The following is a 20,840-nucleotide window of genomic DNA, read 5'->3' on the forward strand; positions in this document are numbered from 1 at the left end:
ATGATCCCAGAGATAGGTTATTTTGCATTAGTGCTAGCTATGGCGCTGAGTTTGCTGCTGTGCATTTTCCCATTGTGGGGCGCGCATACCGGCAATTTGAGGTTAATGCGTGCAGCCCCTTCTTTGGCGGTTGGTCAATGTGTGTTCGTGTTATTTTCTTTCGCGATTCTAATTTATATCACGCTTGCCGATGACTTTACGGTTGCGTACGTAGCGCACCATTCGAGTAGCACTTTGCCATGGTATTACAAAGTGACTTCAACTTGGGGAGGGCATGAAGGTGCTATCTTGTTGTGGTTGGTGATGCAGTCATCGTGGACCGCACTAGTTGCGCTGATGTCTAAGTCAATACCTTGGGTGTTACGTGCTAGGGTGCTGGGAGTGTTAGGCTTTTTAGGTGTGGGCTTTATGCTTTACACTTTGTGGATGTCGAGTCCATTTGAACGTCTACTACCTTACTATCCAGTTGAAGGTCGAGATCTCAACCCCCTATTGCAAGACCCTGGCATGATCATTCATCCACCACTGTTGTATATGGGGTATGTTGGTTTATCGGTGTCTTTTTCATTCGCCATAGCAGCCTTATTAACAGGTAAGTTAGATAATACTTGGGCGAAGTGGTCAAGACCGTGGACCATGGTGGCGTGGGGCTTTCTGACCTTGGGTATTACAATCGGCAGTTGGTGGGCGTACTCAGAGCTTGGTTGGGGAGGCTGGTGGTTTTGGGACCCAGTAGAAAATGCTTCATTGATGCCTTGGCTGGTTGCAACGGCCTTACTACACTCGTTGGCCGTAACAGAAAAGCGCGGTGTATTTAAATCTTGGACTGTACTACTGGCCATCACAGCGTTTAGTTTGTGTCTGCTAGGTACCTTCATCGTACGCTCTGGCATTATCGTTTCCGTACATGCTTTTGCGACAGACCCAGATCGCGGGCTGTATATCTTACTATTCTTAGCCGTGGTTGTTGGCGGCAGCTTGGCGTTGTATGCCGCGCGAGTGTCACAGGTTAGAAGTGAGGGGCGGTATCAGTTCTTTTCTCGAGAAGTGGCGTTGTGGGTAAACAATATATTCTTAGTGGTAGCGACCTTAGTTGTATTTTTAGGCACGCTGCTACCTATGATCCACAAAGAGCTTGGCCTGGGTTCTATTTCAATCGGTGTGCCATTTTTCAACCAAATGTTTTCGATATTAATTGTGCCTTTTGCGTTATTGTTAGGTATCGCGCCGATGCTACGCTGGAAACAAAATAAGTTACCGCCATTAGCGAAAAAATGGTTAGTTATTTTAATGGCGACAATCACCATTACCGCGGCTTGGTTATTCGGCAGTTTTGAAACAGTGGCACCTTTGACATTTGTTGCCAGTGCGCTGGCTGTGTGGATTATGTTATCGACGGCAGTAGACTTTGCACAAAAAGTATCAACCCAGCAGCGTCTATCTGAGGGGCTAAAGCGACTAGGACTTAGCTATTGGGCAATGGTCTTGGGGCATGTTGGTATTGCCTTTGTTATTGCGGGGGTCACGATTACGTCAGCGTATTCAGTTGAACGTTCTGTACGCATGCAGCCCGGTGATACAGCGTCTTTGAACGAATATGAATATCGTTTTGAAGGCGTAAAAGAAATTGTTGGGCCTAATTATACTGGGCACGCCGGTGTGGTAACGGTATTAAAGAATAATGAAAAAGTGACTGAGTTGCATGCTGAAAAGCGTTTATACAACATCGGTATGCAGTTTATGACAGAAGCCGCGGTAGATGACGGGTTCTTTAGAGACTTATATCTGGCACTTGGAGAGCAACTCGGTGGTGGAGCATGGTCACTACGTATATACCATAAGCCATACGTACGTTGGATGTGGCTCGGAGGATTACTCATAGCCTTTGCTGGGTTTATCGTATTGGCTGACAAGCGCTATAGAAAAAGTCCTTCTAAGGGTAATCAACAGGAGGCAACATCATGAACCGCAAGTTACTAGGGTTAATCCCGTTTCTTATTTTTATCCTGTTGTGTGTATTTTTATACCAAGGGTTATTCGGTAATCCAAGGGAGCTTCAAACAGGGCGACTTGGACAACAAATGCCGAGCTTTACCCTGCCTGATTTGATGAGTGATTCCAAGCAATGGCAAGAGAGTGACCTGTTGGGAGAAGTCTATTTACTCAACGTTTGGGGTACTTGGTGTCCGACTTGTGTAGCGGAGCTGAGCTATTTAACCGAGTTGCGAGAGCAAGGAGTTAGGATAATCGGCTTGTACTATGAGCAAGGCTACGATCCTGACTTTGGTGACCAATTTGATATCAACAAATTACGTGCCGAAGTAAACGCGATGCTTGCCAGAACAGGCAATCCTTACCAATTTAATATTCTCGATTTGAAGCGCACGTTGGCGCTGGATTTAGGCGTCTCTGGTGCCCCTGAAACATTCTTAGTTGATAAGCAAGGTAAAATCTTGCTTCATCATACAGGTGATATAAACCAGCGTGTATGGCGTGCTAAATTTGCACCTAAGCTGATGGAGTTGACGCAATGAGACTCATGATTGTTATTTTTCTAATGGTATGTGGCTCGGCTTTTGCGACAGAGGATAGATATGAATTTGCCAATGCAGAGCGTGAGAATACTTTTCGTGAGCTCACTCACGAGTTGCGTTGTCCTAAATGTCAAAATCAAAATATCGCCGATTCAGATGCTGTGGTGGCAAAAGATCTTAGGGATAAAGTCCTTAGCTTAGTGAACGAAGGTAAGAGTAAGGATGAGGTGATTGATTACATGATAGACCGTTATGGCTATTTTGTTCATTACCAGCCACCTGTTACACCTGCCACTATCATATTATGGGTACTGCCTATATTTATTGTTGTTGTGGGCTTTGGGTTTATTGTTTTTAGGCAGAAAAAGGCCTCAAGTAAGCAGACTTGGAGCGAGCAAGATGAGCAACTGTTGAACAAACTTATTAAGCAATATCAGCGTAGGGAGCAGTAGCAGTGGACGGAATTATGCAGATGTGGGTGATGTTCGCATTGCTTACTTTATTAGCAGTACTGTTTGTGGTTGTGCCATTCATTCGTCGAGAAAAAGTGCTGACGGTGGACAACCAAGCCAATGCCGAACGAGTTGATATCTACTACCAACGCCTTGATGAGTTAAATGCTGAGCTGAGCAATCAACGCATCGAACAACAGGCTTATCAGGAGTCGGTACTGGAGCTTAAGCGCAGATTACTCAATGAGCTCTCGCCTGAACAGCAGCTCAGTAGCCGTGGCAACAATCGTATCTTTGCCCTAACGGGGTTGTTGTTCACCCTCGCGGTCAGCGGTGTTTTTTATCACTTTACGGGAAGTCAGCAGCAGATAGCCAATTGGTACGATGCTATTGAAAAGCTGCCAGAATACGGTGAAAGAGCGGTATTGCAACAAGGGCAAAGATTAACAGCAAACGAATTACAGGCTTTTGCGCTCGGCTTACGTACTAAATTAGCCGACAGCGGCGATGATGCAGTAGCGTGGATGCTATTGGGTCGTGTAGCAATGTCGCTAAATGACTATGAGATGGCCAAACAGGCATTCGACAAAGCGCTGAAAATGGAACCAAACAATAGCAATATTTTGATCAATTACAGTCAAGTATTGTTGATTGAGGGGGCGGAGTCCGGTATGAACCGCGCAGCACGATTGCTGGCCAAAGTGTTAAGAAGTGAGCCAACTAATATTGATGCAATTTCTTTACTCGCACTTATTGCATACGAAAAGCAAGATTGGCATGAAGCCAAAACAGCTTTTGAAGTATTACTGGCAAGTATGAACAGCGAAGACCCACGATATGCAATGATAGAGCAACGTATTGTTGAAATAGAACAGAAACTTGCCCCTCAAACCGAGTCTACAGCCGCGGCATTACAAATTGAAGTTACGCTCAGTCCTAACCTGACTGAGCAACTTCCCAGTCAGGGTACATTGTTCGTGTTTGCTAAAGCCGCTGATGGCCCAGCTATGCCGCTGGCGGTTGCTAAGCTTACAAATTTTAACTTGCCTTTACGTGTCACACTAGATGATAGTATGGCGATGATGCCAAGCCTCAAGCTGTCGAGCTATCAAAACGTCATTATCACGGCTCGCATTTCAACTGATGAAAGTGTTATGGCACAAGCTGGCGAGTTGGAAGGACAAAGTGAAATTATAGCGTTGAGCGAAGCGCTTGAGGTGATCCCAGTTGAGATTAATCGGATTATATCAAACACAGGAAATTAAATGTTTAAGCCTTTTTTAGCTGTTCTGGCAGCTGTTGTGATTTCAGGATGTAGTACTATTCCTGAAGAAAAACAGGACGAGCGTGACCCACTTCAGTCATTAAATCGCCCAGTTTATGATTTTAATATGGATGTTTTAGACAAATATATTTTACGCCCAGTAACGGTTGGCTATGTTGCTGCTACACCGCAGCCGGTACGCAATAGTATTGTTAATTTTACGACTAATTTGCTTACCCCAACCGATGCAATTAATGCTGGTTTACAGGGTAAGCCTAGCAGCATGGGAGTGAATGCTGCACGCTTTTTGGTGAACTCTACCGTAGGGATTTTTGGCTTATTTGATGTCGCCAGTAGTCTAGGCCTTAAACATCATGATGAAGATTTTGGGCAAACTTTAGGTGTTTGGGGAATGGGTGATGGTGCTTACATCATGCTGCCCGTTATGGGCCCTACAACAGCCAGAAATTTGGCAGGTGATGTTGTTGACAATTATGTGATGCCAGAGATAGCACTGAGCACGCCGGAAACTATCGCCGTGTTCACACTTAGAGCCATTGAAGCAAGAGCATCGTTGATGGCGCAAGAAAAGTTGTTGGAAGAATCACTCGACCCGTACATCTTTATGAAAGATATATATTTCCAGCGCCAATTGTATGAGCTATACGATGGTAATCCTCCGATTAAGGAAGAGCCAACAGATTTCGATGAAGATTTTTTAGAGAATTTGTAATACGAAGAAAGAAGATAGGCTGGCGACGGGCATTGCCAGCCTATAGTGGGGAGAGTAGGCTCCCCCTAATCAGTTCTAGTGAAAAGCACCATTGCTTTTGCGATAAAATCCTAAGTCATTAAGCTTTTCGATCAACACTGCTGGATCATCGATACGTGATGGTGTGTCTTCATCTCGCAAAAAGTGGTCATTCGGTACATTGTGTAAATCAAGCATCTTGTTAAATAGTACATTGCGAATTGCTAACGCTGTCATCCCATTGTCTTGGATTTCATCAAGTCGATTTTGCAGCTCGGAAAATGGCCCAGCTTTTACGTCATCAACGACAGCAGCAAAGTGATTTACCTGTTTAGTTTTAAGCATATTGGCCTTCTCCCAAAAAACATCCAATTGTTATGTTAGTCACGCACATCATATTTTTTGTGTTAAAAATAGATACTTACGTCCTCTTTGTTGAAAACAGTGTACTCTGTTTTTAGGGTAGATTACTAACTTCGATGTAAAGCTTTGTAAATCGAATAATGTACGATTTGAAATGATCTAACAGCGCGTGGTAGACATCTAGAAGTAAGGTATTGATGAGTAAATAAAAATAGTTCTCAGTACCTTTTGTGGTACTGAGAACATAATAATGTATTAGGAAAATAAATTTTGTTTTACGTGTTCTGCAAAGCCACTACCGGCCTCAAGATAGAAGTTATAGGTTGAGTTGACCCCCATTTCTTCAAGCTCTTTTTGTTGATCAGGGTAGTTGGCGATGGCGGTTACTTGGCCTTTAAAGCCAGAGGCTTTTAGTTGCTCCAATGCATAAATGTTCTGCATATGCTTTGGCATTGCTAACATGACCATATCAACTTGAGAGTGATTTACACGTTGCCAAAAATCAGGGTCTGTTGCATCAGCAAGCAACACTCTGCGTCCTCTTTGCACGTGTTTATCAACTACTTCGGGCTTTATATCGATACCTGCAATTGAACCGGGGTGGGTGGCTTCTATGGTTTCGTAGGCACCCGTACCAATTCTGCCCATACCAAAGATAACAATGCGTGTGTCTGCTAGATTCACGGGGAGCTCTTCTTCAAGACGCTTACTGCTTTCGAACTTCAATAAAAAGGGCTCTAATCTGACATAGAATCCATTAGCGCGCTTATTAAGCGGTGAGGCAATCACAAAAGTGATTGACACGGCTATTGCAACGACGGCTAACCAGTCTGGTGCTATCGCCCCTGAGCTGGCGGCAACCGCGCAGACGATGAGTCCAAATTCGCTATAATTTGCAAGTGTAAAGGCACTGAGTAATGATGTACGAGCACGCAATTTGAAAATATTGGTAAGGACATAATACAGGCATACTTTGACGGGTAAGACTAGCGTTAACAAACAGGCGATGAGCAAAGCATCAAAGCTCATGTTGGCATTGAGACCAATATTAAGGAAGAAACCTACCAGTAAAACATCTTTCAAGTTCATTAAAGATTTTGATAACTCACCAGCCTTCTTGTGAGGTGCGAACAGCATACCAATGATTAAAGCGCCAAGATCTCCTTTTAAGCCGGCAAATTCAAAAGCATGATAACCAATAACCAGTGCGAAGAAAAAGCCGAATAATGGCAGTAGTTCACCGTGTTTAGAGCGGTTTAAAACCCAGAACATAATCGGTCTAAATACAGGTAGACAAACTAGTAGCACCAACGCCCACACATTTGGTGCTTTTCCTGTACTAATCGCCAAAAATACCACGGCAAAGATATCTTGCATAACCAAGATACCGATGGAGATTTTACCGTGTAGACTTGCCATTTCCCCGCGCTCTTCAAGTACTTTAACTGCGAAAACTGTGCTGGAAAAACTAAAGGCAAAGCCAACTAACAGGGCTGTCGAAACCGTTAAATCGGTAAACAGTGGTAGGCTCATTGCGCCGAGCAGTAATAACAGGCTGGCAAAAAATGCACTGCTTATTACGATATGTAGAGTTGCGGGTGCCCAAACCTGTGCTTTGACAAGATTACCAATTTTGAGCTTTAAGCCAATACTGAACAACAACAAAGTTACGCCCAAATCTGCAAGTTGAGTGAGTAACTCAGTACTACGATATCCCATTAGGTTTAAAATAAACCCAGCCATTAAGAAACCAATTAGCGGCGGCAACTTTAATTGATATACCGAAAAGCCACAGGCGAACGCTGCGGCAAAAAACAAAAGTTCCATGGTGTGCCTATGTTAGTTCTATCTAACCACAGTGTACCAAAACTCTCTGATTTATAAATTGAAAAGTTCTTTTACAGGCGTATAACTCTGATATTTTTTTTGAATATTCTTGAAGAATATATAAGAACCCATAAATTTTCGCTGACAATGCGCTGTAAATGTGGTTAAGATGCGATAAGGGAACATTCTCACAGGAGAAGTAATGTTTAAAAAGATCCTCGCATCTGTTGGTATAGGTGCGGCAAAAGTAGATACTGTATTAGAAACAGAGCATTTGCACCCTGGGCAAAAATTTCAAGCAAAAATTATCATTGAAGGTGGTGATATTAGTCAGGAAATAAATGGCTTAGAGATGGCATTGATGACTAAAGTGAAAGTTGAAAATGATGATGGTCATTACTTCGAAAATCATGTGATTGAAAAGTGGAAGATAGGCGAGCGATTTGAAGTTGCCGCAAAAGAACGTAAGACCATCCCATTTGAGGCTCGTTTACACTCAGAAACACCACTTACCGAGCTAAATGCTGGATACAACCATAGCCACGTATGGCTGGAAACAGGCCTTGATATAGACTTAGCACTCGATCCTACAGACCGAGATGCGCTCCATATATATCCAAATGATGCAATAAAAACCTGTATGCTAGCAATGGAAAAGCTCGGCTTTGGACTGGTTAAGGCCGACGTTGAAAAAGGGTATTTGCGTGCAAGTAACTTTCACACCGTTTCAGGTTGCTATCAGGAGCTAGAGTATCGCCCTCATCGGCAATCTATGTTTGGAATTCAAGAAGTGGAATTGTCATTTGTCCCCGAAGCTCACAAGACTCACGTGCTGATTGAGCTTGATAGGGCGTTTCGCGGTGACGGATATGTTGATCTCACCATAGAGCATGATCACGTAAACCTGTCGCAGTTATGCGATCAATTAGAGCGCTTGTTCGCATAGCGGCAAGTGGGTATAAACTTTAAAGCCCAGCATTGCTGGGCTTTTTGTTATGTGGAGTGATATTTAATGAATTGGCAGATAAGTACTTTTTCACAACTAGATACAGATACTTTGTTTAGTTTGCTTAAGGCTCGTGTTGATGTTTTTGTTGTTGAACAGCAGTGTGCCTACCCAGAGCTGGATGAGATTGATAGACAATCAGACACCTTTCATGTCATGGCTTATGAGCAGGGGGAGTTGTGTGCCTACGCACGAGTGTACAGAAAATCAGCGAGTGAATGTGCAATCGGGCGGGTATTGGTGATGCCAAGCGCCCGAGGCAAAGGTCTCGCAGCGCCTTTGATGCAAACAGCAATTGAGGTGTGTGATACACATTTTAAAGGAAACGACGTGGTACTGAGTGCACAAACCTATTTGCTGAAATTTTATCAATCTACGGGGTTTGTGATTGAAGGTGAAGAATACCTAGAAGATGGTATCCCTCACCAAGATATGCGATTAACTCGAAGATTTAAAAGAGGTTAGCGCTGCGCTAATCTCATAGCCTGATTTTTCATATTTAAAGCGAGTGTATAAATACCAGCGCTATGGCAAGAGGGCAGACAAACTTAATATACCAAGGCCATATTTTCCAAAACACGCTATGATCCGCATCTGGATAACCATTTTTTATCTCTGTTAGCAGACTATTTCTGTGCCATATCCAGCCAACAAATATACAGCAAAGCATCCCTATCAATGGCTGGCCAAATTGTGTAGTTAAGCTCACCACGAAACCAAACAAACTACTGAAGTTAAAAATAATAGTAAAACTAACCAATGAGATAAGGCCACCGATCACCCAAGTTGCTTGTACGCGCGACAGTGCAAAACGCTCAACGGCATAAGATACGGGCGCTTCAAGCATAGATATTGACGAGGTGAGTGCAGCAATACTCATCAATGCAAAGAATGCAAAGCCGACAAATAAGCCGACATCTCCCATGCTTTCAAATAGAGCTGGTAACACTTGAAACACTAGCGTGTCTTCTGACAGTAGTTGTCCATTTGCCGCAAATATTTCAACTCCCTGAGCTTGGGCTACATACATGGCAGGGATGATCAAAAGGCCAGCAACAAAGGCAATAAACACATCGATTAATGTTACGTAGGCGCCAAGTGAAACTAAGTTTTCTTGCCTGCTAATGTAAGAGCCATAAATGATCATTACACTGGTTCCTAAAGATAGCGAGAAGAATGCTTGTCCAAGTGCACTGACTAGTAACTCGGGGTTTAAGATGGAAGAAAAGTCAGGGACAAGATAAGCCTTCAGTCCTTCACTGGCACCGTCTTGCATCAAGACGTAGGCAATGAGCAAAAATAAAATCCCCAATAAAGCGGGCATTAAGCGCTTAGACCATTTCTCAATACCATTTTCAACGCCTTTACTGATGATAGAAATAGTCAGCACCACAAATAGGGTGGTAAAAATTAAATCCCTTGCCAGAGACTGGCTATTCAGCCATTGGGCTGTGCTTGACAACTGAGTGAGTTTAGCGATGGGCTCTAACGTTGCAGTAAACATCCAGCCAGCAACGATTGCATAAAAACTGAGGATAAGGCCGGCGCAAATAATACCACCGAAGCCCACAGCGAAGGCAAAGCGTTTACTTAGTGGGTTATTAGAGAGTTTTTGCAGTGATGAAACGGCGTTAGCCTGACCATGACGTCCAATAACTAGCTCAGCCATTAGTGCTGGATAAGCTAAACAAAAGGCTAGTACCAAATAAACCAAAACGAAAGCGGCTCCACCGTTGCTAGCGGTTTGAGTGGGGAAGCCCCAAATGTTGCCAAGGCCAACAGCTGATCCTGCTGCTGCCATGATGAATCCAAAGCGAGAACTAAATTCTCCGCGCACAGTGCTCATATTATTTTACTTCTCTATTTTTTTTACGGCGGCTGACAATCTACTGTAATTACAGCGAAATAAAAAGCGCTAATTGTTATTAACAATGCCATGATCTAGCGCAATATTTTGGTGATTTTGCGAGTGTAACATTAGTTCGCCAGACTAAAAATTCAACTATAGATTGTAAGTTGTTGCTTTTCAGTTGATTAACTCAAAAGCTACTTATTAAATGTGGTCATTACTTTACGCTGCTCATTTAGCTTTACAAGGTAAAGTTAAGGTGAATTTAGCACCGCCCAATATGTCTGACTGGGATACACTCGCTTTGCCATGATGCCAATCTACAACCTTGGCTACAATCGCCAGCCCTAAACCATAGCTTTTTCCCGCCCGGTTACGGTGAGATTGCTCTTGAAAAAATGGGCTGAATACTTTGTGCCAGTTTTGTGGCGCAATGCCTGGGCCATCATCCTCGATATGGATCTGAATCTCATGGCCATCACCGACAACTCTGATAAGAACAGCACCGCAGGCAAAGTCACAGGCGTTAGACAGCAGATTTGTTACAGCGCGTGCCAGCCAATGTAGGTCTGCGTATATAAATAGGTGAGGCTCTATTTCGTAATTAATTTGTAGGTTTGCGCTTTTAAACTTTGGCGCAATTTGCTCGACTAATGAAACAAAATAAGGGGTCGCATCGGTAGATTCAAAGTTCAGTAAGTGCGACTTTTGCTCTAATGTGGCAAATGACAGATAGCTGGCCAGCATATCTTCCATTTGATCTAAGTCATTTTCCATTCTAGCTAGAATATCATGAACTTGATGAATGTCTTTTTCATCGAGTGCTGCATCTAACCCAAAGCGAAGGCAGGCCACAGGAGTGCGTATGTCGTGTGATAAGCTTGATGCAAGAAGCTTGTTCTCTGCAAGGAGTTTGTCAATTTGACTCGCCATGCGGTTAAATGTGAGTTCCACGTCTTTGATATAGGTAAATTTATCGGTAGCGATTCTGGCGCTCAGGTTGCCGCTGGCAAATTGTTTAGCCGCTTCTGTGAGTACAGATAGGCGCCTAGCTAACGGCGAGAGTATAAACCACATAAAGGTACATACGCCGGTATAAAACAATAAGGTGAGCATGGCATCGTTACTCTGCTGCTCTGCTGGCTTATCTAAGCGCAGTTCAAGATAGTCAGGAAGTAAAGCGTCATTAGTTTTCAACAGATAAAAGCCTTGCTGATCTTCTAAAATTAACCCTTTGCCCGTGAGCATTTGCGCTTTGAGTTCAGAAGGCACGGCCAAAGTGTCACCTTGTTTGTAGCTGATAGCTAAGCCATAGTCTTCACTCAAAGTGGTAATGTAATCAGACCTATTTGCAACAGGCTCTCTAGCTGCTTGCTTGGCAACGCCACTGGCGAGTGTACTTTGCCAGCCGAAGTTATCGTCGACCTCTAAGGCTTGTTCGCTAAATATATCAATTAGCCAACCGAGTACGACAATTGAGACCAAGGCGCTGGCAAGCAAATAAATATATAGCTTTCTCACAAATTAGCCTTTTACCATGCGCTTGGAACCATCAGGTAGCCCTTACCCCAAATAGTTTTAATTTTTTCTGGGTGCTGTGGATCATCATTGAATTTTTTACGTAAGGCCGAAATAAGTACATCGACGCTTCTGTCTAGTCCATCGTATTCTCGACCTTTGGTCGCTTTGAACACCGCGTCTCTTGAAACAACTTCTCCAGCATTTGATGCCAAAAAATGTAGTAATAAATACTCAGCACTAGAAATATTCACTTCTTTACCCTGCACCAACACCTTGCGCGCTTGAGTGTCTATGCTCAGGTTACCAACACACAGCGACTTGTCATTATTTATATCGGAGTGTTTTTGCTCACTAGATGAGCGCAACATCGCTTTAATTCTTGCCAATAAAGCACGGGGGCGAACAGGCTTAATAACATAATCACTGGCACCAACCTCAAGGCCTATCACTTCATCCATTTCCTCGTCTTTGGCTGTTAGCATAATGATAGGATGTTGATAAAACTGACGAAGTTCACGGCAAACACTAATGCCATCCTGCCCTGGTAGCATAACATCTAACAGTACGATGTCGGGGCTAAGAGATTTCACCATTGCAACTACTTGATCCCCTCGAGCGCAAACATGTGTGGTATACCCTTGGTTGTTCAAATAATCTGCAACCCATTGAGATAGAGATTCGTCATCTTCGACGAGCAAAATCGTACCGTAATTATCCATTTTAATAATCCTCTAGCATCTTAAATTTGCAGTTAAATCATGCAGACTAACAAGCATGTACCTGATTGTGCCTGACTAATCTAGAGCTGTCACTTATCACTGTTTTGTTATTGGTAAAGTTTATAAATCAATTAATTACCTATACGAAATTAGGCGCTTAATGATTGTTTGCTAAAATACGTACCGTACCCCAATTTTCGCCTTATGTTGATAGTTTTGTGCAACAATGGGGCTGCGATAAATTTGTTGTGAAAACCAGGTTGTCATCCAACCGGCTAAAAAAATCCAATTTTCGTTGAGCGGGTATTCGGCATGAAACTCGTATACAACACTCATTGCGCTTTTAGGGCGATATACTGGTCGATCAACTCTTTGTTCTTTTGGAGAAATGCCAAAATAATAATTGGTAAAATCGCGGGAATAGATATTGATGCCTAGACCGGTTCTAAATTCCCAGTTTTGCCACGGGATAATCTTGCTATAAAAGGTGCTGACTATCCAACCATTGTGGGTACTGCTTATATCTTGCAATAGTTCTAGTGATGCTTGATTGTCACCGAACCTTCGGCTTAACCGCAATCCGCCGGTTACATCAAACGCTCTTTGTGTAATACCTTTGAGCTGTGGGATCTCATCCGAGTTATATAAATTAAAGCCTTTTTCATCAAAACCATCTTGTGCTTGTGTCACAATAACATCAAGATCCCAATTGCTGTGCTCAATGGCACTATAGCCTACTATCCAGCCTCCACTGAGTTGGCTGCGATCAGCATCCAAGTACCAGTTTCCATATGATGCAAACACATTTACATTAAGTAACTCCACGCCATCTTTTACATTGGCGCCGATAAGATACGAGTCCTCTAACAGGTAACCTAGGCCCATATTGATATCTAGGTACAGGCCATTGGTGGGAGTTAATGTATTGTCAGAATACAAACGGTTACTCGCGTATGCAGTGGAAGATAAAACAACAGTGATGATTATCAATTTTGTTAATGTACGGAGCATAATGTTCACCAACAACTAAGTTGATGAACATTATATTGAATGCGGCGTTAGTATCTGTAAAAAATTGTTGAGCACAGGGCATGCTCTTTACGGGGAGCTATATTATTGGCCTATAAAACATTGATTTTATCAATCAAGACCGCAGCAAGTTGTTGGTGCATAGCGCTGCTTAGCGCACTCACTTCGGTTTCTGTACAGGCACCTGCAACTTTCTGTGGCTCACCAATCAAATCTTCCACAATGTACTTAGGTACTTCAACGGGGGTGCTGGAGCGTGCGATTCTAGCTTGTTCTGTATTTTGTGACACGATAAACGAAAGTATGTCGTTTTCGTTAGTTATTTTCTGCTCTTTGGTATAGCTGAACTGTAATGGAATACCTTGAAAGCTGGCGCTATCAATCGAAGACTTTGCAAACCAAACAACATCTGATGATGCAATGTGAGTTAGTCTCATACTGACACTTGCTATGATATTGCTACATTGATAACTCGGCGCTTTTTGAGTTACGAGCTGATATAAAGCGTGTGATGCTTTTGGTACATTGAGCACGTAGGTTTTGTTCGGGCCAAAAGTAAGGTCTAATTGATGAATGTTAAGTATGTAGTCGGCTTTGTTACTAGTGACTATTGTTAGTCCATGCTTTTTAAGCGCGCGCTCAATATGCGACTTTAATGTGTCTGTCATTGCAACTTTGTCAGCGACTATACGCACCGAGTTTGCTTTTTCAATCGGATGTGCTGGCAACTGTACCGATTTTATTCTCGCTGAATCTAGTTCAGTACTATAACTAAGCTGATAAATTTCCTTACTTAATATCGGCTTAGGAGGCACATCAAGTTTGGGTGCCATCTCGGGAGTTAAAGAACAACCAAATGAGAAAGCCAAAGTAATAAAAATAAGCAGAAAACGCATTCATGTACCTCTTGTTACAGTTTAAGTCTCAATTGGTGATGTAAACACAAGCTAACTTCGTGATAAACTTCAACGAATTCTAGTTTAACGAGTTATTATGAAGTATTTAGTTCTTGTTGTCTTCTGGTTGTTTGCGACTAATACCGTTGCATCAGAAGACAAAAAGCAGCAGTGGCACCAATTTTTGAACAGCTATTCTAAGCAAGTCGAGCGAAAACTAAAAGAAAAATCAATCCCAGGTGCGGCATTGAGTGTTGTACATGGTGAATTTGGCTCTTTAGCGAAGGGATATGGCAAGACCAAAGTTAACAAAGGCCGAACAGTTGATGAAAATACGCGCTTTCGTCTAGCGTCCGTTTCCAAGACATTTGCGGGTTCTCTAACAGCAAAGCTAGCGAGTGCGCAGTATCTAGCGCTGGACGAGTATGTAAGTACCTATTTACCTTATCTCAAAGGGACTGACTATCAACACCTCAAAGTTTATCACCTACTAAGTCATTCAAGTGGCTTAGTCCCCAATGCTTACGACAACTTAATCGAGTCCAGAATGTCTTATGAACAAATAGTGGAACGGCTCATAAAAGTTGAACGTATTTGTAAACCTGGACAGTGTTATGGCTATCAAAATGCCATGTTTAGTCTGATTTCTGATGTGATTTTGCATGCAACGGGAATGTCTTACGAGCGTTGGTTACAAGAATTTATTTTCACACCGCTAAAAATGAATGACGGCGGTATTGGTATAGAAAGCATGGAAAAGGACAATAACTATGCTTTACCACACGTACTTGGCCGTAAGCGCTGGCATACGGCAAAACTCAAACCACATTATTATAAGGTGGCCCCAGCTGCAGGGGTAAATGCCAGTGCAAACGATATGGTTCAATGGCTCAAAGCGCAGCTTGGGCTTTACCCAGAGGTGTTATCATTGGATGCATTGACGTTACAAAGTAGGCCCTACACACACACGAAAAGAGAATTGCGCAGACGTATTTGGCGTGAGCATGTCAACGAGGCGTTTTACGGGTTGGGTTGGCGTATTTACGACTTTGATGGTGAATACGTATTATATCACAGTGGCTGGGTACAGGGTTATCGCACCGATTTGGTTGTAATACCAGCTTTGAATGTGGGGTTTAGTTTATTGCTAAACGCAGAAAGCGGGGTGATAAACCAGTTGACGACTGATTTCATAACTCAGGTTATTAAAAAGTACCGAGTGGCGCCAACGCACTCAGACGATGGCGCATAAGAAAATTACTGGCGAGGCAGTTGAATTTTCTTCTCTTCGCTTTGACGATACAAAACGATGACATGGCCGATGGTTTGCACTTTGTATGCGCCAGTTTCACGAACAATCGCATCAAAAATTAACTGCTTTGTCTCACGGTCATTTGTCGGCACTTTAACTTTGATAAGTTCGTGAATGTTTAAAGATTGATCAATTTCAACCAGAACACCTTCAGTTAAACCATTTGCGCCGAGCAAAACAACGGGTTTTAGTGGATGTGCTAAACCTTTAAGGTACTGCTTTTGTTTATTTGATAAAGTCATATTGATACAATTTACACTATGTAGGCTTGAATTTTCATATTCTACCGCCATCTAGACAATATTACTAATGAGTTGCAGTGAATAATGGCAAATAAAAAGCACTCAGCGAGCTCAAAACGCTGGTTAAAGGAACATGTGGACGACCCTTACGTTCATGAAGCGCAAAAGCGCGGCTTTCGCTCCCGAGCTATCTTTAAACTCGAAGAGATCCAACAACGCGATAAACTCATCAAACCTGGCATGAGTGTTGTTGACTTAGGCGCGGCTCCTGGCAGCTGGTCACAGTATCTAGCCGAAGAGGTGGGTGATAAAGGGCAAGTTATTGCTTGTGATATTTTGCCTATGGATTCACTCGCAGGGGTGGATTTTTTACAGGGAGACTTTCGTGAGGAAGCCGTATTAAATGCATTACTTGACCGCATTGGTGGCAAGAATATAGATGTGGTATTTTCAGATATGGCGCCAAATATGAGCGGCAACATGTCTACTGATCAGGCTGGCAGTATGTATCTCGTAGAACTTGCGCTGGATATGTGTCACCAAGTACTCAGTAAAAATGGTGCTTTTGCTGTAAAAGTTTTCCAAGGTGAAGGTTTTGATCAGTTTGTACAGGAAGTACGTAAATGTTTTAACGTGGTAAAAATTAGAAAGCCAAAAGCCTCCCGTCCACGTTCCCGTGAGGTTTATATAGTGGCGACAGGCTACAAACTGTAGTACAGTTGAAAAGCATTACAGTCGAATTTAAATAATTTTTGGATACAAGAGGTTAACCCCTTGAGCGATATGGCGAAGAATCTAATACTCTGGTTGGTAATTGCAGTTGTGCTAATGACCGTTTTTCAGAGTTTCAACGGCGGCGATAACATTGATCGTCAAACCAGTTACACACAGTTTGTCAAAGAAGTACGCAGTGGCGCGGTAAGAGACGTCAATATTGACCGTTCAACCGGCACGATTACAGGTATGAAGGGCAATGGTGAGCGTTTTCAAACTATCATGCCAATGTACGATGAAGACCTTATCAATGATTTACTAAAAAATGATGTAAACGTAAAAGGTGTTGCACCGGAAGAACAATCATTTTTGGCGAATATTTTTATATCTTGGTTCCCAATGCTACTACTCATAGGCGTATGGATATTCTTCATGCGTCAAATGCAAGGTGGCGGCGGAAAAGGGGCCATGTCATTTGGGAAGAGTAAAGCTCGCTTGATGAGCGAAGACCAAGTGAAAACGACGTTTGCAGATGTTGCGGGCTGTGATGAAGCTAAAGAAGACGTAACAGAGTTGGTCGATTTCCTACGCGATCCATCAAAGTTCCAAAAGTTAGGTGGTAGCATTCCGAAAGGTGTGCTGATGGTCGGTCCTCCTGGTACCGGTAAAACTTTGCTTGCTAAGGCGGTCGCAGGTGAAGCGAAAGTGCCATTTTTCACGATTTCTGGTTCAGACTTTGTTGAAATGTTTGTTGGTGTGGGTGCATCTCGTGTACGTGACATGTTTGAGCAGGCTAAGAAAGCAGCGCCGTGTATTATCTTTATTGACGAGATCGACGCTGTAGGTCGTAAGCGCGGTGCAGGCATGGGTGGTGGCCACGATGAACGTGAGCAAACACTTAACCAAATGCTCGTTGAGATGGATGGTTTTGAAGGCAATGAAGGCATTATTGTTATTGCTGCGACCAACCGTCCAGATGTATTAGACCCAGCGTTATTACGTCCTGGTCGTTTTGACCGTCAAGTGGTTGTTGGCCTTCCGGATATTCGCGGTCGTGAGCAGATCCTTAATGTACATATGCGCAAAGTGCCTTTAGATGATAATGTTGAAGCATCGGTAATTGCTCGTGGTACGCCGGGGTTCTCTGGTGCAGACTTGGCAAACTTAGTAAACGAGGCCGCTCTATTTGCAGCCAGAGGCAACAAGCGTAAAGTGAGTATGGCCGAGTTCGATGCCGCTAAAGATAAAATCATGATGGGCGCTGAGCGCAAGTCTATGGTAATGAGCGAGCATGAAAAAGAAATGACAGCCTACCATGAAGCAGGCCATGCGATAGTTGGTCGCTTGGTACCTGAACATGACCCTGTTTATAAAGTTTCAATTATCCCTCGAGGTAGAGCGCTTGGTGTTACAATGTACTTGCCTGAGCAAGATAGAGTGAGCCACTCGAAAGAGCACCTAGAATCAATGTTATCGAGCCTATACGGTGGCCGTATTGCTGAAGCACTTATCTATGGTGAAGATAAAGTCACCACTGGTGCCAGCAATGATATTGAACGTGCAACGGATATTGCTAAGAAAATGGTTACGCAATGGGGCTTGAGCAGTAAGCTTGGACCGCAAAAGTACCTTGAAGAGCAGAGTGAAATGTATATGGGCGGCAGTTCACACCGAATGGCCGGCATGTCAGATGAAACTGCGAAACTGATCGATGCAGAGATAAAAGATTTCATTTCTCGCAACTACCAACGTGCTGAACAGATCCTAAAGGACAACATGGATATTCTTCACAGCATGAAAGATGCTCTAATGAAGTATGAAACTATTGATGCAGGTCAAATTGATGACCTAATGGCTCGTACGCAAGTGCGTCCACCTCGTGACGCTCATGACCGCAAACCAGAACCAAAGTCTGACAAAATGGGTACAAAGCCGACAGCAGAAGATGATAAAAAGCCAGTTGATAAATCTGAAGCGTCGTCAGAGCTTGATGATAGAATCGAATAACGGTTAAAATAGTCGAATGTCTAAAGCCCCGCTAAGTCGGGGCTTTTTCATAACTATAAAACTGAAAGTTTTCGATAGATTTTTGCACAATATGAAGTTGCAAAGCATACTTACATGCTTTTGCTAACATTACTCTAAAACGAGTAACGATAATGACAACCACAATACGTTTACCCCGAGGCCGTTTGCTAAGCCTCAATAAGCCGCAAGTCATGGGCATTGTTAACGTGACACCAGATTCATTTTCAGATGGCGGTGCGTTTTTGCAATGTGATAACGCTGTCAATCAGGCTCTTTCATTGTTAGACCAAGGTGCAACCATTCTAGATGTGGGAGGAGAGTCAACTCGACCAGGCGCGCCAGATGTCACATGTGAAGAAGAGCTCAACCGAGTGATACCCGTGATTGAAGGTATACGTCGGCAAAGCGACTGTGTTATTTCAATCGATACAAGTAAAGCACAGGTGATGCTTGAGGCGATAGCAGCCGGCGCTGATATTATTAATGATGTACGCGCATTACAAGAGCCTGACACGCTTCAGGTGGCTGCAGCTCATCCAGACGTGGCGATTTGTTTGATGCATATGCAAGGACAGCCACGTACCATGCAGCAAAACCCATCGTATAGTGATTTGATCACCGATATTAAGGCATTTTTCAGCGAACGTTTGCTAGCGTGCGACGAGGCGAACATATTGAGGGAGCGCCTTATACTGGATCCTGGTTTTGGATTTGGTAAAAACTTGGCACACAATTTTGAATTATTGGGCAACTTTAAAGCTTTCCAATCATTTGGACTACCACTACTCGCTGGACTGTCGCGTAAGTCTATGTTTGGAAAGTTATTAAACAGAGAAACAAATGAACGTTTAGCTGCAAGTCTCGCTGGCGCATTACTATGTGCACAACAGGGAGCACAAATAATCAGAGTACACGATGTTCAGCAAACTGCTGATGCTCTGAATGTTTGGCATGCAGCAATTAATGGAGTAACCATATGACAACTAGAAAGTATTTTGGTACAGATGGGGTAAGGGGCTTGGTTGGACAGCACCCAATTACACCTGAGTTTGCGCTAAAATTGGGATGGGCTGCTGGTAAAGTTTTGTCTAAAACTGGCACAAAAAAAGTAATTATTGGTAAAGATACCCGAATTTCTGGTTACTTATTAGAGACCTCTTTGGAAGCTGGACTAATCGCAGCAGGTATTGACGTGGTTCTGCTTGGGCCAATGCCAACTCCTGCTGTAGCGTATTTGACACAAACTTTTAGAGCAGAAGCAGGTATTGTGATCAGCGCGTCTCACAATCCATATCATGACAATGGCATCAAATTCTTTAGCGGTAATGGCTTAAAGTTGGCAGATAGCGTAGAGCTGGAAATTGAAGCAATGATGGATGAGGACATGACATGTGTTGCATCTGAAAAACTAGGTAAGGCAAGACGTCTTGAGAATGCTGATGGCCGCTACATAGAGTTTTGTAAGAGTCAATTTCCTAAAGAGTTGTCACTTGAAGGGCTGAAAATTGTTTTAGACTGCGCCAACGGTGCTACTTACCATATTGCGCCTGCGGTAATGCGTGAGTTAGGCGCGACCGTGATTTGCCATGCCTGTGAACCAAACGGTTTGAATATTAACCATGAGTGTGGTGCAACACACGTTGATAGCTTAAAGCGTCAGGTTCTTGAGCATAAAGCAGATGTGGGCATTGCATACGATGGTGATGGCGATCGGGTGATGATGGTCGATCACAAAGGCCATGTTTTTGATGGCGATGACATCGTTTATATCATTGCTTGTTTAGCCCACGCTAATGGCACGTTAAACGGCGGTGTTGTCGGTACGGTCATGTCAAATATGGGGCTTGAAAACGCGCTACAGAGCCAAGGTATCGAATTTGCTCGTAGCAAAGTGGGTGACCGATATGTTATGGAGCTGCTTAATCAGAAAGGTTGGACGATTGGCGGTGAAAGTTCGGGCCATGTGCTTAATCTAGACCTTATTTGTACTGGTGATGGGATTATTTCTAGCCTTCAAGTGTTAGCGGCGATGGTCTCTCAAAACAAAACCTTGCAAGACCTAGGTAGCGGATTCACAAAGTATCCAATGAAAATGATCAACGTACGCTATTCGACTGCTGATGATCCTACGCAGCAAAATGTTGTTAAGCAGGTTGTCGCTGAAGTTGAAGAGCAGCTTGCAGGCAAAGGGCGTGTTTTATTAAGAAAATCAGGCACCGAGCCAGTTGTTCGAGTGATGGTTGAGGCTGAGCAAGAGAAGCAAGTGATCGATTTTGCAACAAAGATTGCTGAAGTTGTTGAATCTGTGAGCAATTAATCTGGTTTTTAATTTT

Annotated in this window: 20 protein-coding genes; 12 read left to right on the forward strand and 8 right to left on the reverse strand. The window is 43.2% G+C overall.

Annotation, left to right across the window (positions count from 1 at the left end):
- From BET10_RS07500 to BET10_RS07520, 5 genes are read left to right on the forward strand one after another with little or no spacing between them, the layout of a single operon-like run.
- Positions 1-1,965 (forward strand): heme lyase CcmF/NrfE family subunit, encoded by a 1,965-nt coding sequence (locus tag BET10_RS07500; protein ID WP_070984575.1) that lies wholly within the window; start codon positions 1-3, stop codon positions 1,963-1,965.
- The gene (locus BET10_RS07505) at positions 1,962-2,534 is read left to right on the forward strand and encodes a redoxin family protein (protein WP_070984577.1); all 573 of its coding nucleotides are present in this window, start codon (positions 1,962-1,964) and stop codon (positions 2,532-2,534) included. The genes BET10_RS07500 and BET10_RS07505 overlap by 4 nt, the downstream gene beginning before the upstream one ends.
- Positions 2,531-2,986, forward strand: a complete 456-nt coding sequence (locus tag BET10_RS07510) for a cytochrome c-type biogenesis protein (protein WP_070984580.1) — start codon at positions 2,531-2,533, stop codon at positions 2,984-2,986. Before BET10_RS07505 ends, BET10_RS07510 begins: the two co-directional genes overlap by 4 nt.
- An 11-nt stretch (positions 2,987-2,997) precedes the next feature.
- On the forward strand, positions 2,998-4,251 hold the full coding sequence (gene ccmI, locus BET10_RS07515) for a c-type cytochrome biogenesis protein CcmI (RefSeq protein WP_070985577.1): 1,254 nt from the start codon (positions 2,998-3,000) through the stop codon (positions 4,249-4,251).
- A complete protein-coding gene (locus tag BET10_RS07520) occupies positions 4,252-4,983 on the forward strand; it encodes an MlaA family lipoprotein (RefSeq protein ID WP_070984583.1) in 732 nt (243 codons plus the stop codon).
- Positions 4,984-5,058: 75 nt separating this feature from the next.
- On the opposite strand, the gene BET10_RS07525 is transcribed toward BET10_RS07520, so the two are convergent.
- Both BET10_RS07525 and BET10_RS07530 read right to left on the reverse strand, forming a co-directional pair.
- Complete coding sequence (locus tag BET10_RS07525) at positions 5,059-5,346, reverse strand: hypothetical protein (RefSeq protein ID WP_070984585.1); 288 nt, start codon at positions 5,344-5,346, stop codon at positions 5,059-5,061.
- 273 nt (positions 5,347-5,619) lie between these two features.
- A complete protein-coding gene (locus BET10_RS07530) occupies positions 5,620-7,191 on the reverse strand; it encodes a cation:proton antiporter family protein (RefSeq protein WP_070984588.1) in 1,572 nt (523 codons plus the stop codon).
- Between the two features lie 202 nt (positions 7,192-7,393).
- Here BET10_RS07530 and BET10_RS07535 point away from each other — a divergent pair, with 202 nt between their 5' ends.
- Both BET10_RS07535 and BET10_RS07540 read left to right on the forward strand, forming a co-directional pair.
- A complete protein-coding gene (locus BET10_RS07535) occupies positions 7,394-8,137 on the forward strand; it encodes a sporulation protein (protein ID WP_070984591.1) in 744 nt (247 codons plus the stop codon).
- A 66-nt stretch (positions 8,138-8,203) separates the two neighbouring features.
- Positions 8,204-8,662, forward strand: a complete 459-nt coding sequence (locus tag BET10_RS07540; RefSeq protein ID WP_070984594.1) for a GNAT family N-acetyltransferase — start codon at positions 8,204-8,206, stop codon at positions 8,660-8,662.
- 34 nt (positions 8,663-8,696) lie between these two features.
- On the opposite strand, the gene BET10_RS07545 is transcribed toward BET10_RS07540, so the two are convergent.
- The 5 genes from BET10_RS07545 to BET10_RS07565 all read right to left on the reverse strand — a co-directional run bounded on the left by BET10_RS07545 (position 8,697) and on the right by BET10_RS07565 (position 14,211).
- The gene (locus BET10_RS07545) at positions 8,697-10,043 is read right to left on the reverse strand and encodes a sodium-dependent transporter (protein WP_070984596.1); all 1,347 of its coding nucleotides are present in this window, start codon (positions 10,041-10,043) and stop codon (positions 8,697-8,699) included.
- A 234-nt stretch (positions 10,044-10,277) separates the two neighbouring features.
- On the reverse strand, positions 10,278-11,567 hold the full coding sequence (locus BET10_RS07550) for a sensor histidine kinase (protein WP_070984598.1): 1,290 nt from the start codon (positions 11,565-11,567) through the stop codon (positions 10,278-10,280).
- Positions 11,568-11,578: 11 nt separating this feature from the next.
- Positions 11,579-12,286: a response regulator gene (locus BET10_RS07555; protein ID WP_070984601.1), complete on the reverse strand. Its 708-nt coding sequence runs from the start codon at positions 12,284-12,286 to the stop codon at positions 11,579-11,581.
- Between the two features lie 171 nt (positions 12,287-12,457).
- The gene (locus BET10_RS07560; protein WP_070984603.1) at positions 12,458-13,297 is read right to left on the reverse strand and encodes a MipA/OmpV family protein; all 840 of its coding nucleotides are present in this window, start codon (positions 13,295-13,297) and stop codon (positions 12,458-12,460) included.
- Positions 13,298-13,407: 110 nt separating this feature from the next.
- Positions 13,408-14,211, reverse strand: a complete 804-nt coding sequence (locus tag BET10_RS07565; protein ID WP_070984605.1) for a hypothetical protein — start codon at positions 14,209-14,211, stop codon at positions 13,408-13,410.
- Between the two features lie 97 nt (positions 14,212-14,308).
- On the opposite strand from BET10_RS07565, the gene BET10_RS07570 reads away from it, so the two are divergent.
- Positions 14,309-15,463: a serine hydrolase domain-containing protein gene (locus BET10_RS07570; RefSeq protein WP_070984607.1), complete on the forward strand. Its 1,155-nt coding sequence runs from the start codon at positions 14,309-14,311 to the stop codon at positions 15,461-15,463.
- A gap of 5 nt (positions 15,464-15,468) precedes the next feature.
- Here the strand turns inward: BET10_RS07570 and yhbY are convergent, their stop codons facing one another.
- Positions 15,469-15,765: a ribosome assembly RNA-binding protein YhbY gene (yhbY, locus tag BET10_RS07575; protein ID WP_070985578.1), complete on the reverse strand. Its 297-nt coding sequence runs from the start codon at positions 15,763-15,765 to the stop codon at positions 15,469-15,471.
- A gap of 84 nt (positions 15,766-15,849) precedes the next feature.
- Here yhbY and rlmE point away from each other — a divergent pair, with 84 nt between their 5' ends.
- From rlmE to glmM, 4 genes are all read left to right on the forward strand, one after another.
- Complete coding sequence (gene rlmE / locus BET10_RS07580) at positions 15,850-16,479, forward strand: 23S rRNA (uridine(2552)-2'-O)-methyltransferase RlmE (RefSeq protein ID WP_070984609.1); 630 nt, start codon at positions 15,850-15,852, stop codon at positions 16,477-16,479.
- A 69-nt stretch (positions 16,480-16,548) separates the two neighbouring features.
- The gene (gene ftsH, locus BET10_RS07585; RefSeq protein WP_070984611.1) at positions 16,549-18,486 is read left to right on the forward strand and encodes an ATP-dependent zinc metalloprotease FtsH; all 1,938 of its coding nucleotides are present in this window, start codon (positions 16,549-16,551) and stop codon (positions 18,484-18,486) included.
- Between the two features lie 152 nt (positions 18,487-18,638).
- Entirely contained in the window at positions 18,639-19,487 is an 849-nt protein-coding gene (gene folP / locus BET10_RS07590) for a dihydropteroate synthase (protein WP_070984613.1), read from the forward strand.
- Positions 19,484-20,824 carry a phosphoglucosamine mutase gene (glmM, locus tag BET10_RS07595; protein WP_070984615.1) on the forward strand — a complete coding sequence of 447 codons (1,341 nt, stop codon included), beginning with the start codon at positions 19,484-19,486 and terminating at the stop codon, positions 20,822-20,824. Before folP ends, glmM begins: the two co-directional genes overlap by 4 nt.
- Positions 20,825-20,840 lie beyond the last annotated feature (16 nt).

The organism is Pseudoalteromonas amylolytica (assembly GCF_001854605.1).
GTDB lineage: Bacteria > Pseudomonadota > Gammaproteobacteria > Enterobacterales > Alteromonadaceae > Pseudoalteromonas > Pseudoalteromonas amylolytica.